This is a genomic window from Shewanella sediminis HAW-EB3 (genome assembly GCF_000018025.1).
GTDB classification, from domain to species: domain Bacteria; phylum Pseudomonadota; class Gammaproteobacteria; order Enterobacterales; family Shewanellaceae; genus Shewanella; species Shewanella sediminis.
The window spans coordinates 5138940-5153144 of sequence record NC_009831.1; the positions used below are offsets into that span (position 1 = coordinate 5138940).

Below are 14205 nucleotides of genomic sequence, written 5' to 3' on the forward strand. Positions count from 1 at the left end.
GACTAAAAAATGAAAAAGTTTAACACATTACTTGTGCTTACCCTCGGTGCCTGCCTGGCGATGTCGGCCCAAGCGCAAAACAAGAGAGAGTATCACGAGATGGTCTATGACTCAGGTTGTAAAACTTGTCATGACCAGGGGATGAAAGCCTTCCCATCCGATGACTCATGTCTGCAATGTCACGACATGAGCGACCTGGCAGAGCAAACAAAACGTGAAGGGCACTATGCCAAACAAAACCCTCACGACAGTATGCATTACGGCCAAGACGCCCCATGTATGGAGTGTCACGGCGAACATACACCGAAGAAGGCGATCTGTATGGACTGCCATAACTTCGACTTCCCCAAATTTAAATATGAGCATAAATAAGCAAAACCTATTTATCTCAATCTGAATATGGAGCTGCCTGCCAGCTCCAAAGTAAAAGCAACAACATAATATTAAAGTAATAAAAGGAAATGATGATGAAAAAACTACTAGTCGCTTCGGCAATTCTTGTGACAGGTTGCGCAACCGCAGCCGATAAGCCAGCCGATCAGCCTTGGCACAATGCAAAGCCTACACTCTCTACGATTAACGCACCAACTAAGGTTATGCCTATGGTGTGTAAGCAAGAGCAGGCCATGGCCTACCTGAAAGAACTTCAGTCGGGTGAAAAAGATATTTACAACATCAAGTCAAACGATCACGGCGGTAAAGGTGCCAATGACTCTGGCTGGTTAACATGGCGCGTGGATGACCCAAGCAACCTTATCCCTTGTCCGGAAGGTGGCGCATCTGCGACTGAAGTCGGCATGTGCTGGAAAGAGCTAAACGATGAACCAACGGTTATCGGTTTAGTACGTGTTGCACCAGGTACTGCGGCACCTCACTACCACCGCGAAATGGAATGTTACTACGGCCTAAGTGGTCAAGGCCTGACTTGGGCACAAGAGCGTATGCAACCATTTGGTGCCGGCGACTACATCGAGATCCCAAGTAAGGCGATGCACTACACGCCAAACACCTATGATGATCAGGATCTGATCTACATGTACTGGTTCCCACTCGATGGCAAGTTCTCAACCTTCAAGTACCAGTGGCCACAAGATGTAGGTCCAGGTGAGCAACTGATGTTTGATTTCATTCCATACACTAACTCTAAGCTCGTGCGTTCAGGTAATGGTGGTTACGGTTGGGACGTGGTCCAAAAAGCTAAGTAATCAAACTTAACCCTTAAGCAGAGATTGAGGCCAGCTCAGCTGGCCTCATTAAATTAATATGAAAAAACTTATCCTGGCGTTTAGCTTACTCTATAGCCCAGCCCTCTTAGCCGAAGAGGCGATATCAATCCTGTGGAACAACTTAGCTCCTGGACCTGTAGATCTACCAGTGACAGAAAACGTCAATCTGGAACTGGATGGCAAAAAGGTGATAATCCCCGGTTTTGTGGTCCCGTTAGATGGCCAAAACAGCGGCTATACCAAGAACTTTCTATTAACACCACAGCAAGGTGCCTGCTTTCACAAGCCACCTTCGCCAGCCAACCAGCTGATCCATGTCTCTTTCGATGTGCCTATCGCTATACCCGATCTGCAACAACCTATGTATATCGCCGGAACATTGAACGTGAAGAGTGCACAGACAGGATTTGCTAAAACCGGATACCACATAAAAGGCGTCGAGGCCATCGCATACCCGGTACAAATCAACACACCAGATACAGGGCAAAATCACCAACACGAATAAGCTAAATAGCAAATATAAACAATCAATAAAAAATATAAGTAGCCAATAAAAAAATAAAGGTAATGATGATGAAAAAGACACACTTTGCGCTTTCCGCGCTTGTGGCTGCGATGACCATAGCGGGGTTATCTGTTCCTGTAGCGGCAGAAGATGGTATCGATGTCGGTGGCACGGTAAGAGTAAACTACGCCTATAAAGATTATAGCGAGGCATCTAAAGACAAGGGCGGCGATCTGACATTTGATATGGCCGCCATCAAATTCAATGGTAAGAAAGGCGACTGGGGACTCTCTGCCGAGTACCGTTTCACCTCGAGCACCGACTATATCAAATACGGCTACGGCTACTACGACATAAATACAGACTGGCAGCTACAGTTTGGTATCAACAAGGTGCCATTCGGTAACCCGGGCTTTATCTCTAACAGCTTCTGGTTTGGCATCCCCTACTATTTAGGTTTCGAGGATGACCATGATATCGGTATCAAAGCTGTCTATGAGAGCAATGGCTGGCACACAGATCTAGCCTTCTACAAAAACCCGGAATATGGCGCGAGCGAAAATAAACGCTACGCCACCGATCTCTACACCGGCACCATAAACGGCACCGAGTACAACAACGAAGAGACCAATCAGGTCAACCTGCGTCAGACATACACCACCGAATATCAGGGCGGCTCTACCACATTTGGTGGCTCTGCGCAGTTTGGTCAGATCTACAACAGCAAGACTGGCAATACGGGCGATCGCTACGCCGTCGCGCTTCACTCAAATAGCACCTATCAAGGTTGGGAGCTGATGCTGCAAGCGATGCAGTATGAATACGATGCCGCCGATGCTGTCGACCTTAATAAGATCGGTGTCTCTGTGGTGAGCTGGCAATATGAAATTGCCTCGAAAGGCCAGGCATACAGCGCGAATATCTCTAAAACCATCTCAACTGACTGGGGTAGCCTCAAGCTCTACAATGACTTCGGTTTGATGACCCCGGATGTAGAAAACCAGAGCTATGATGACAGCCTGCAAAATGTCACCGGCGTCGCGATTGCGGCGGGAGCCACTTACACCATGGTCGACTTCATCATGGGTAAGAACATGACCTTCTCGACCGCCAATAACGATCACGTCGGCCTGCCAGAAATGGGCGATGACTGGGACAAGCGGGTCAACATCAACTTCGGCTACTATTTCTAAGGGAGATAGAAGATACCGATTGGTATATAGAGTGATGCCCGGCGACGTTCCCAGCTGGGCAGATCCTCAAATTGATTTTAGGACCTAGGAGTATCAACTCCATCACATCACATCACATCACATCACGTCACACCATATCGACAACTTGGGTCCGGCCTTCGACATAACTCGAAGGCTTTTTTCTTGAAATGAGTTAACCCGCTAACCGCTGTAATGGTGGGCAGTGGCTCTCGTCTCTTTCTTGAGAACAGGCCGATGCGCTACATGCAGCACATGTCATATGTTCACGATAGTGTTTATCGAAAAACTTCGTCGTTTGCGCCTCGAGGGAATCAAACAGTGCCTGGTTTAGCGGCTTTTTCCATCGATATTGCGCCATCAACTTTGAAAGATGGCGGTAGCAGGTCTCACGACGATTCGACAGATATTCTGGTGCAATGAGTTCACTCTCAAACTGGGTCAGTGAGCCTGTCAGATAAAAGGCTATTCCCTGCACCAACTCTTTAATCTGCAGCGGCGTCGCATCTAACTCCCCCTTATCCACGGCTTCATGAAGAGAGGCGGTAAACCACTCCCAGAAGGCATTGATTCGCTTCTTAAAACGTTCCACCTTCTCATCACTGGCCAGCTGCCAAACCATAGTATTGACCGACACCGATCGCAAGGTAAAGAAACTCTTACTGCGCTTGATGGTTTCAAACGTAAACAATATTGGCAGCAGTACTTTCTCCTGAGCCGTCAGCTCAGGGTGCTTATCGATAAAAATGGGAAGGTGGTTAGAGGTCGCACTCCTGAGAAACAGGCAGACTAAGACATCCTCTTTGCGCTCGAAGAACTTATACAGGGTTCCCGTAGAGCAGCCTACCTCTTTAGCCAACTGCGAGAACTTAAATGACACTATACCTTGTGACTCGATCAGCTGTTCTGCGGCATCGAGTATTTGGTTACAGCGTATCATGGGCAATGCTTCAGTAGGACACTTCATCAGTAAAACCTTATTTAGTAATTAAGCCGATTATGCGCTGTTAACAAATATGAATTATAGGTCTCCTTTCACTAATCGGGATTAGCTTCACGCAAAAATGAATTTATTAGCAGGCTTTGTGAGTTACCTCATGTAAACATTGCAGCGAGAGTTATTAACTCCATATAGAATCCCTTCACATTTTTAACCTTCTAGTGAACCTGTCTAGTACATCCGAATTTTTTCGAGAGAAAAGATCTTCGAGATCTGCTTCACGAATAAATTTGTCACTGAAAAAAGGGCGTGACTTAGTTCACCTTTACTCCTTCGGGTTCCCTTTATCTTGGTGTCATTCCGATGTTGAGGGTACACAAATGCAAGATAGAAGAAATTTTTTGAAATTGGGTGCAGGTGCGGCGCTGGGCGGGCTGGCATCGACTATGCCTGGTACTGTTATGGCCAGTGAGTGTGGCGAGATAAAGTGGAACGAATCGGCCGATGTGATTGTTGTCGGCTCTGGTTTTGCGGGCCTTTCTGCGGCGTTGAATGTTAAGCGTAGTGGTGTCGGCTCTGTACTGGTTCTTGAAAAGATGCAGGTCTTCGGTGGTAACTCTGCCATCAATGGCGGCTGGTTAGCCATTCCTAAAAACCCTACCCAATTAGCCCAGGGAGTTAACGATGACTCGCCGGAAGAGCTGGTTAAAGATCAGATCATCTCCGGACGCGGCATGCAAAATGAAGACATGCTTCGTCAGATAGCGAATCGTGCACTTGATGCCTATGACCTGTGTATCGAAACAGGCGTTAAATTCCGCAAGGACTTTAACATTCAGGTCGGTGGCCATAACAAGGCGCGTGCTATCCGTACCCAACACGGTACCGGTGGTGACATCACCACTAAGCTCTATGAAGCCGGTGTGAAAGAGGGGATCGATTATCGCCTCCAGCATTACATCGAAGACTTCATCATGGATGGACAGGAGATCATCGGCCTTAAGGTACGTCAAAACTACCGCTTCCCGGATCTAAAAACCGGTAAGAGCATCTATATCAAGGCTAACAGGGCAGTTGTCCTCGCCAATGGCGGCTTTGCCCGCAATATGGAGCTGCGCGCCGCAGTCGACCCATCTCTGGATCCGACGCTCGATGGTACCAATGCCTTAGGCGCTACAGGTGAAGTAACCCTGACCGCTATGGCACATGGCGCACTGCCGGTACATATGAACCTGATTCAAACCGGACATTGGGGCTCACCCGATGAAGGCGGCTTCGGTTGGTCAAATGCCCTGCTCTCTATCGGCTGGCACGAAGGGGTCTCAGTCAGTGTACTGAATGGTAAGCGCTACATGAACGAGAGAGCCGATCGTAAGACCTGCTCGGAAGCCATCATGAAGAACCGTTATCAGGACGGCTCACCGGCTTACCCGGTCGTCTTCTTTAACCACAAAGATCATCCGGATGATGACCGTGTCGTTCGCGCGCTCCGTGATGATATGGCGTGGAAGGTCGACAGCTTCGAGCAGCTGGCAGAGAAATTCAATATTCCTCTGACCCAGTTAAAGCAGACGGTGAAAGAGTTTAATGCACAAGTCAGCACACGTCAGGACCCTCTCTTCGGCCGTAAGATGGATACCGCTGTCGAGCTAAAACCGCCATTCGTGGTTTCACGCATCTGGCCTAAGGTGCACTACTGCATGGGCGGCTTAAAAACAGATATCGGTGCCCGGGTAATTGATGGTCGCTCCATGAAGCCTATCAAGAAACTCTATGCCGTCGGTGAAGTGACAGGTGGAGTCCACGGCGAGGCGCGACTGAGTTCTACTTCGTGTCTGGAATGTCTGACGATGGGTATCGTCGTCTCTGAAACTATTAAAAGCGACGTGTAGGGGTGATCAAGATGAGCAAATTACTATTGGCTTTACTCGTAGGGCTATCCCTGTCAACGAGCGCATTTGCCGGCGATCTGGTGAAGATGAAAGGCAAGACTGAAGGACGAACCAATCATGAGTTTATCTATGAGGATGGCTGCCAGAGCTGCCACCAAGGTTCAGGAAAGAAGAATGCGACTGATAGCGCCTGCGTCGAGTGTCATGGCGACATCAACAGCATAGAAATTGACGAGAGTAAGTTGGCAATCGAAGAAGCCAACCCGCATAAGTCATTCCACTACAACCAGGGCGCCAGCTGCTTAGCTTGTCACGGCGAACACGAGAAGAAGGCACCGGTATGCGCCGAGTGTCACCGTACCTGGTTCGATGTGATGTAACGAGTTCGAAAACTTAAACATAAAACACAAAAATACTAAATGGGTAATGATGATGAAAAAATCCACCAAGTTCATGTTGTCGATGGTGGCAACAGCGATAGCACTATCCGGCTTTAACGCCAGTGCAGAAGAGCAGGAAGACGGGATCAACATAGGCGGCGCGGTACGCGTTAACTATGGCTACAAAGATTACAGTGAAGCCTCGAAGGATAAGGGTGGCGATCTGACTTTCGATATGGCTGCCATCAAGTTTAACGGTAAGAAAGGTGACTGGGGGTTAGCCGCAGAATACCGCTTCACCTCTAGCACTGACTACATCAAATACGGCTACGGTATCTACAATATCGATCCTGAGTGGCAGCTACAGTTTGGTATCAACAAGGTGCCATTCGGTAACCGCGAATTTATCTCTAACAGCTGGTGGTTTGGTATTCCTTACTACTTAGGTTTTGAAGACGACCATGATGTCGGTGTTAAGGCCGTTTATAACAGCGGCGGCTGGCACACAGACTTAGCCTTCTACAAGAATGCTGAGTATGGTCCAACAGAAAATAAGCGTTACGCGACCGATCTATACACAGGCACCATCAATGGCACCGAGTATAACAACGAAGAGACAAACCAGGTTAACCTGCGTCAGACCTTTACTGCTGAACATGAAGGCGGCTCAACGACCTTCGGTGGCTCTGTTCAATATGGTCAGATCTACAACAACAAAACCGGAAATACCGGCGATAGCTACGCCGCGGCTCTTCACTTAGACAGCAGCTACAATGGCTGGAACCTGCAGCTACAGGCGATGCAATATGAATACGATGCGGCCGATTCGGTCGATTCGAACAAGATTGGTGTATCGGTAGTAAGCTGGCAATACGAGATCGCCTCTAAGGGCCAGGCCTATAGCGCCAACATAGCTAAGACCTTCAAGACTGACTGGGGTAGTGTGAAGTGTTATAACGATTTCGGTCTTATGACACCTGACGTCGATGACAGCAGCTACGACAACAGCATGCAAAACGTCACAGGCTGTGCAGTTTCAGCAGGTCCAACTTACACCATGATCGACTTCGTCATGGGCAAAAACATGACCTTCTCAACCGCTAACAATGACCATGTCGGTCTGCCAGAAATGGGCGATGACTGGGACAAACGCGTCAACATCAACTTTGGTTACTACTTCTAGAAACCAAAGCCTAAGTACTCGCAGGTTCAGGGCAGCTCCCGCATCTGAACCTGCTCTTAGTGCAAACATAGTAGCTAAAACTTCTGATTTTTATACGGATCATGTTTCATATTAGTCCATGACTTTTACTTACTGATTTCCCCGTAGATTATTGAATCAAGCCCTATTTTATAGGGCTTTTTTTAGACCAATCCCTTCATGTAGTAGATTATGAACATAAAAATAAGCCTAACTCTTACCCTGTTACTGACTCACCTTCCAGCACTTGCTGCCACTGAGACCGAATATGAGCTGGGTGGTTTCCTCAAAGCCAATGCCCGCTACGTCGACGGCACCATTGCTTTCCAACCCAGCTGGAACGGGGACGGAACGATTCAGGAGGAGGCCAAACGCACCCAATTTGGCGCTCAGGAGAGTCGCTTTAACCTCAAGCTGATCCGGGGAGAGATCACCGGGTTTGCCGAGATTGACTTTGTCGGCTCCTCTCAGGGCAACCCGGTCATCTCGAACTCTTACAGCCCGAGACTCAGACATGCGATGATCCAATACCGGGAGTTTACGGCCGGCCAAACCTGGTCAACTCTGGTCAACACCAGCACCTTCGCCGAAACGGCAGATCTTGGCGGTCCCTTAGTAGGACAAGCTATGGTGAGGCAGGCGCTGCTGAGGTATCAAACGGATCATTGGCAAGTCGCTCTGGAAAACCCCTATACCTATGGCACACAGGCTAGCGATACTCAGGAACAAAAAAACTGGATAGAGACAGATAATGACTATATTCCCGACGCCATAATCCGTTATGACCAACAAGGCAGCTGGGTGAACATCTCAGTGTCAGGCCTCATCAGATATCTGGATCCCAGCGATACGGCGCAGCTGGGTTTGGGCGGTTCACTCGCGGCTAAAATAAATACCTTTGGAAAGGACGATCTGAGGTTTCAGTTGCACTACGGCAATCTGGGGCGTTATGTCGGTACCGATGCGGCTAAAGATATTATCTGCGGGGAGATAGAGACCACCAGCTCGGCGATGGTCGCCTATCGCCACTTCTGGAGTGAGACTACCCGTTCGAGTCTTTTCTATGGTCACACCCGTACGGAGGTGGAACAGACGGATCGCTCTCACTTCGGCGTGAACCTGTTCACCAACTTAACCCCGGGACTAAGAGTCGGAGTTGAACTCGGGCGATATCAGATCGACGACAGTCAATACTCATGGTCGAGCAAGCAGGTACAAACGGGACAATCTAACTATGCTCAGTTCACCCTGCAGTTCCATATATAAATATAAAGTGAAAAGGCTCCAAAGCCGCCATAAACAGAGCCGATAGGTAAGATTATTCGCGAGCTCTGTCACGAATAAGTTTGCTGCTAAAAAGAGTGCGTGATCCAATTCACCTTTACAGCACCATTATCACTTTATTGTTAGTTCAAGCCCAAAAGAACAAGCACAATATCGCAGCTTTCGGGCACCAAGCCATAACAGGATATGAATGATGAAACTTAAAATGATGTTCGGCCTTGCCGCGCTAGCTTCAACCACAGCATTAGCTGCGGGTCCACAGTGTAACCATGCACAGCTACCATTCCAGCAGATGACGCCGGTTCCATATGACAGCACGCCATACTCACCACAAGATACTATGCCAGCCCAGTGTAGCGATCCTATGGTCGAAGCCTATATTGCCGATTGGGAAGCGGGTAAAATCGATTTTAACAGCATCAAGTCAAATGACAGCATTGCCGTAGATCAGCGTTTCTGTAAGACCATGGACGATGACGGCAACATCATGGAAGCCAAGAACTGTGACCTGAAAAATGCGCCGGTTGGCTATCTTTGGAAAGAGCTTTCAGACAGCCCAATGGTAATGGGTATCACCAACGGCGGTAAGTCGGATCACGCACCTCACTTCCATGGCCAACCTGAGTGTTACTATGTCGTTAACGGTGAAGGCAAGACCCTTGCCGACAACAAGTTCCAAACCTTAGGAACGGGCCAATACTTCTACATTCCTGGTGCCACCATTCACAACACACCTATCATGAGCGATAAAGGTTTAGGTGTGATGTACTGGTATCCAAAGAATGCACATTTCGATGGCTTCAAGTACTACTGGCGTAAAGATGTGAAGAACCTTCGCGTTGCAGAAGAAGCATTCGATCGTGTGGATGAGATCCGTAAACGCGACCTAAACTTAGGTCCATATGGTACTAACGAAGCTTTCTTCAAGAAGTAAATCGTTAGACGATTAGCGGCCGATTTATATCGGCCGCAATGCCTTCAGCATTACCCGTGCACAATCTGATAGCGGCCACAGTAAGCTCCCGAAAAATAGTCAAACCATTCAGATAACTTCCCAACTTATCCCCGATATTGAGTCAGTTTCGGCACATAATATTTTGATTAATCTCTCTGATTTTCGTCGCCTCATTATTCAGTTTAGGCCAATTAACAGATATAGAATAAATACTCCATCAAATGAAACAAACCAAAACCAAATCTATAACAACATGAAAGGAAAGGGGTATTTCCCATGACGAAGATTATAAAAATAAAAAATTAGCTGTATTTCATACGGTATTACCATTCAGTCAGCGTTCAGCTAACGTCACTTAATATGCCCTCAACGAAACGAAATAACGATTAATTCAGAGAGTGAGAACATATTATGAAAAACAAATTTCTAGTTCTGGCAGCAGTAGCAGCAACAGCAATTTCAGCCCCTACCTTCGCAGCAGATTGGTTTGTCGGTGGTACCGTCGGTGCACAGCAAAACAAGTATGAAGGTTCAGTCACTGTCATCGATCCAGTCGATCCCGGCTTCAATGTTCCAATGACAGGATCAGAGAAAGAAAACAATGCCGTATACGAATTACGTACCGGTGTTTACTTAAATGACAACAACCGCGTCTATGGTACTTACTCTTACAACTCAGATGACTTCGCCAAGCAGCAGAGTTTATTGATGTCTTACGACTACCTGGTTGCTTTAGGCGATAGCAATAAGCTTAACTGGTTCATCGGTGCAACAGCCGGTGTTAACCACGTGAGCCCCGATACAAACGAAGTCAGCTCGAGCAACAACTTCGTTTGGGGTGGTCAAACTGGTCTAATGTATAAAATCAATGACCAGCTGAGCACCGAAATTGGTTATCGCTACCTTAAGCAAGATTACGATGTATCACACTTTGAGAGTGCGATCTCTCCAGCCAACGGAGCAACACCTGGTATTCAAGCTAATATGTCACTTAATGACAGCCAGCAACTGTACCTGGGCGTTGACTACCGTTTCTAAGCTAACTGCTTAAAAGAGCCCCGCAAGGGGCTTTTTGCTATGAGAAAGATAAAAAACTCACCGAACCTCAACGCCCCGATTCAGCCCTCTTCCTGTAAAGCCTCTCTTCGAGAAAATTTCCCACTGAACCGAGTCAATAACAAGAAAAGCCCAACGGCTGTCATTCCAACGATGAGCCAAACGACATAGCCAGGCAGAGCCAGATTCGTTAATTGATAACCCAAGAGGGACGTGAAAGCTGCGATCATTGCAAAAGGAAGTTGAGTGATAACATGAGAGTGAGGCTCACAACCGCTGCTGGTTGCGCTCAACACGCTGGTATCTGAGATGGGGGAGCAGTGATCGCCAAAAACGGCTCCCGCCATAACGGCGCTGAGCGCTGGAATCAACATAGTCACATCGACTGCAGAGGCGATCTCGCTACCTATGGGGATCATTATCGCAAATGTCCCCCAGCTGGAGCCTGTCGTAAACGCCATCACGGCACACAATAAGAAAGTGCCGGCAAGAAGAAAGTGCACAGAGAGAAACTGCTCGGCCCAGCCAGCCAATAACTTAGCGACACCTAAATCCTTAATAACGGCACCGATCATCCAGGTAAAGATTAGAATACCGATAGCAAAACTAATGCCCTGAATACCTGCCAATATATCTTTCATCAGCTGGCTTAAACTTCGCCCGGATAATTTAAGCAATAGGACACAGGTCAAGGTTGCCAATATACAGGCATTTCGCATCGAACTACCGATATCGGCATTCGAAAACCAATCGGTGATGCTCCAATGTTCGGACGCCGCGCCTCCCGACCATAGTGTGAATCCAATCGAAGCGATGAGCAGTGTTGCCATAGGGACACCTAGTAACCAGGGGCTGCCTACCTGCACAGACTCCGGGGCCGTATCAGTATTCTTAAGTGACTTAAAACCGCTACCAAACCAAGCGGCCAGCAATGACAAACCGATGACAGTAATCGCATAAAAGTTAATTTGAGCCATCTCAATAAATGCCTGTAATGGAGAGACAGGCAATAAGGTGATCCCTGCCAGTATCGCCATCACATAAGGCCCCCAACTAGAGAAAGGCAGCAATGAACATAAAGGGGAGGCATTGGAGTCAACTAAATAGGCAATCTGCTCTTTGGGCATAGCGTAACGTTGACTCAGTGGCTGGCATACATGACCCACGGCAATACAGCTAAAGATCCCGTCGATAAATACCACCCAGCCTAAGAAAACGACCCCCAACCTCGCCTGCCTGCCGTTTCGAATACGGTGATACAGCCAATCGGCAAACGCATTGACGGCTCCGCCTCGCGCCAGCAGTTGAGTCATAGCACCAAGCAGCACCATCGCCATTAATACATTCAAGTGCCAGGATTGCCAACTGCCATCGGCATAGACCTGCTGACCTGCCGTCACGGCTAAATATTCCAGCGTCATGAAGGGATTAAACGAGGCAATCATAAGGGCCCCAGAGAGAATTCCTACGCCTAAAGCCAGAAGAGTTCGCCTAAGTGTCAGGGCTAGAATGAGGGTCAGGGCCAAGGGTAGGAGTACGGCAACACTCGTTGTCATTGAAATGTTCCATGAGGAAATAAAGAGGATAATAAGAGCGACATCATAACACGTACAAAAAAAACACGATTCTGACTAATTTGTATAGAATTTTTTGGACATTCAGCATAATTAACTATTCACTACTGTATCAGCACTGATAGAATCACACTACCATCCAGAAACTACTAGGACTCCCCATGAGCCTTGAACTACTGTCCAAACTGGAGACTAAAATCCAGGCAGCACTCGAAACTATTGAGCTACTAAAAATGGAGCTTGAAGAAGAGAAGCAGAAAAGTAATAGCCTGACAGAGCAAAACCAACAGTTGAGCCAAGATCTGAATTCTTGGAATGAAAAAGTCACCGGACTTGTTGGCTTGCTCAATGAAGAAGTGAGCTAAAAAACAACTATAGCATTGGCGAAGATCTAAGCAATCTTCGCTTCGCTACTTTGAGCTTCGATAAGCTCATTCAGCTCCAGAATTGCCAGCTTCACATTCGGTTGGGTTCGCCTCGGTAATAAAAATCTCCCTTTCTCAAACTCTAATCGACCTAAGTCTTTAACCCAGATCACCCCAGATAAAAAAATACGCGCGTGCTTAACGATAAGCTTTGGTGCATAGACAGGAAAAACTCTCACATAGCCTCCGACCGCTTTATTATTAATATTTGGATAATACTCTGTCTTTGACAGGAGTTTTACCCTTAGAGTTTCATTAAAAAAAAAATTTTTTTTTAATGTTGTAAACCAAGCCTTACTACAGAAAAAATCTCATTGTCTATCAGACCAATAGCCAGCAAACAACTTTAAATTGACACTTGCCAATAAATTGACCCCCTGTTAAATTAGACTAGTTACTCAGGGTAAAACTGAGCCTTATGGCTCGATAACCGTATTTCTTGCGACCAGGAAATACGGTTTTTTTTATGCCCTTTCAAAGACAGCATAATCAAATTCACGGCAGTAAAGCAGTAAGACAAGGATCGCCTGAAACATTCAAACCTTACAGCCCTTAAACATGCGCGGCTAAAGCCGCTCCTACATGACATACACTATGCCTTAATGCTGCCCGGAACATCATTGGCCATGGCCTCTTCTAGAAAAAGACAGGCATAACTCTCAGTTACAACTCTTTGTTACAAGAAGTCCAGACACAAATACCAAAGCTATCACTGACCCACACGGACGTGGGGAATGCCGTAGTTCAGTCTGGAACATCATCGGCCATGGGCCTTGGCATAACTCTCTGTTACAAGAAGTCCCGACACAAAAAAGGAGCCATCAGGCTCCTTTGATCGATATAACAATATACCGTTTACTTCATTACAAGCTTACTTCATCGAAGTCAGGTAGTAGGCGATATCGAGAAGCTCGTCATAAGATTTGATAGCGCCGGTCTCTACACGGTATTTACCATTAACCACTAAGGCCGGTACACCAGAGATTTGAGCATTTGATGTTGCGCGCTTCATCTGTGACATTTGAGCACTCACCATGAACGAGTTCGCGGCGGCATCGAAATCTTTACCATCTACGCCATTGGCGATAAACAGCTTACGAATGTCGTCACGATTGGTGAAGTGTTGTTTCTTATCATGTATTGCGGTGAACAGTGCATGCTCTATTTTTGCATCGACTTTCAGCTGATGAGCAACGGCGAAGGCACGTGACATCTCGATACCCATCTCTTTACCGATAAACTCGACATGGTTCTGCTTAAACGTGACACCTTCAGGCTTATTCGCTTTGATCTTTGGCACTTCAGTCTTAGAAAAGTTGTAACAGTGGCCACAGTAGAAGGAGAAAAACTCGGCAATTTCAGGCTTAGCCGTCGCCGGGCCTTGGTTGATTACGGTGTAATGAACACCCTCCTTGTAATCGGCTGCAATGGCAGCAATGGGGGCTATCAACATAGCAACGGCAATAAGTAATGCTTTTTTCATGCTTTTATCCTTTATAACTCTAAAGCGAATTCTATTTAATTCATCGGAGACTAACATAATCTATATTTTGAGA

General features: G+C 47.1%; 15 protein-coding genes. 11 read left to right on the top strand and 4 right to left on the bottom strand.

What is annotated here, in order from left to right:
- Window positions 1-9 precede the first annotated feature (9 nt).
- The 4 genes from SSED_RS21795 to SSED_RS21810 all read left to right on the top strand — a co-directional run bounded on the left by SSED_RS21795 (window position 10) and on the right by SSED_RS21810 (window position 2924).
- Complete coding sequence (locus SSED_RS21795; protein WP_012144512.1) at window positions 10-372, top strand: cytochrome c3 family protein; 363 nt, start codon at window positions 10-12, stop codon at window positions 370-372.
- A 95-nt stretch (window positions 373-467) separates the two neighbouring features.
- The gene (locus SSED_RS21800) at window positions 468-1205 is read left to right on the top strand and encodes a cupin domain-containing protein (RefSeq protein ID WP_223295934.1); all 738 of its coding nucleotides are present in this window, start codon (window positions 468-470) and stop codon (window positions 1203-1205) included.
- Window positions 1206-1263: 58 nt separating this feature from the next.
- Entirely contained in the window at window positions 1264-1731 is a 468-nt protein-coding gene (locus SSED_RS21805) for a DUF3299 domain-containing protein (protein WP_012144514.1), read from the top strand.
- 62 nt (window positions 1732-1793) lie between these two features.
- Window positions 1794-2924: a hypothetical protein gene (locus SSED_RS21810; RefSeq protein WP_041421852.1), complete on the top strand. Its 1131-nt coding sequence runs from the start codon at window positions 1794-1796 to the stop codon at window positions 2922-2924.
- 193 nt (window positions 2925-3117) lie between these two features.
- Here the strand turns inward: SSED_RS21810 and SSED_RS21815 are convergent, their stop codons facing one another.
- Window positions 3118-3909 carry a TetR/AcrR family transcriptional regulator gene (locus tag SSED_RS21815; protein ID WP_012144516.1) on the bottom strand — a complete coding sequence of 264 codons (792 nt, stop codon included), beginning with the start codon at window positions 3907-3909 and terminating at the stop codon, window positions 3118-3120.
- Window positions 3910-4262: 353 nt separating this feature from the next.
- Here SSED_RS21815 and SSED_RS21820 point away from each other — a divergent pair, with 353 nt between their 5' ends.
- The 6 genes from SSED_RS21820 to SSED_RS21845 all read left to right on the top strand — a co-directional run bounded on the left by SSED_RS21820 (window position 4263) and on the right by SSED_RS21845 (window position 10632).
- Window positions 4263-5774, top strand: a complete 1512-nt coding sequence (locus SSED_RS21820; RefSeq protein WP_012144517.1) for a flavocytochrome c — start codon at window positions 4263-4265, stop codon at window positions 5772-5774.
- A gap of 11 nt (window positions 5775-5785) precedes the next feature.
- Entirely contained in the window at window positions 5786-6154 is a 369-nt protein-coding gene (locus SSED_RS21825) for a cytochrome c3 family protein (protein ID WP_012144518.1), read from the top strand.
- Window positions 6155-6203: 49 nt separating this feature from the next.
- Window positions 6204-7337, top strand: coding sequence for a hypothetical protein (locus SSED_RS21830; protein WP_012144519.1), 1134 nt, complete (start codon window positions 6204-6206; stop codon window positions 7335-7337).
- Window positions 7338-7547: 210 nt separating this feature from the next.
- Complete coding sequence (locus tag SSED_RS21835; protein ID WP_012144520.1) at window positions 7548-8621, top strand: DcaP family trimeric outer membrane transporter; 1074 nt, start codon at window positions 7548-7550, stop codon at window positions 8619-8621.
- A gap of 208 nt (window positions 8622-8829) precedes the next feature.
- Entirely contained in the window at window positions 8830-9573 is a 744-nt protein-coding gene (locus tag SSED_RS21840; RefSeq protein ID WP_012144521.1) for a cupin domain-containing protein, read from the top strand.
- Window positions 9574-10005: 432 nt separating this feature from the next.
- Window positions 10006-10632: an outer membrane beta-barrel protein gene (locus SSED_RS21845; RefSeq protein ID WP_012144522.1), complete on the top strand. Its 627-nt coding sequence runs from the start codon at window positions 10006-10008 to the stop codon at window positions 10630-10632.
- An 80-nt stretch (window positions 10633-10712) separates the two neighbouring features.
- Here SSED_RS21845 and SSED_RS21850 read toward each other — a convergent pair whose 3' ends face one another.
- Entirely contained in the window at window positions 10713-12206 is a 1494-nt protein-coding gene (locus SSED_RS21850; protein ID WP_012144523.1) for a Na+/H+ antiporter NhaC family protein, read from the bottom strand.
- 179 nt (window positions 12207-12385) lie between these two features.
- Here SSED_RS21850 and SSED_RS21855 point away from each other — a divergent pair, with 179 nt between their 5' ends.
- Window positions 12386-12589, top strand: a complete 204-nt coding sequence (locus SSED_RS21855) for a cell division protein ZapB (RefSeq protein WP_012144524.1) — start codon at window positions 12386-12388, stop codon at window positions 12587-12589.
- A 26-nt stretch (window positions 12590-12615) separates the two neighbouring features.
- Here the strand turns inward: SSED_RS21855 and SSED_RS21860 are convergent, their stop codons facing one another.
- The gene (locus SSED_RS21860) at window positions 12616-12828 is read right to left on the bottom strand and encodes a DUF1107 domain-containing protein (protein WP_012144525.1); all 213 of its coding nucleotides are present in this window, start codon (window positions 12826-12828) and stop codon (window positions 12616-12618) included.
- Between the two features lie 692 nt (window positions 12829-13520).
- The gene (locus SSED_RS21865) at window positions 13521-14132 is read right to left on the bottom strand and encodes a thiol:disulfide interchange protein DsbA/DsbL (protein WP_012144526.1); all 612 of its coding nucleotides are present in this window, start codon (window positions 14130-14132) and stop codon (window positions 13521-13523) included.
- Between the last annotated feature and the right edge of the window lie 73 nt (window positions 14133-14205).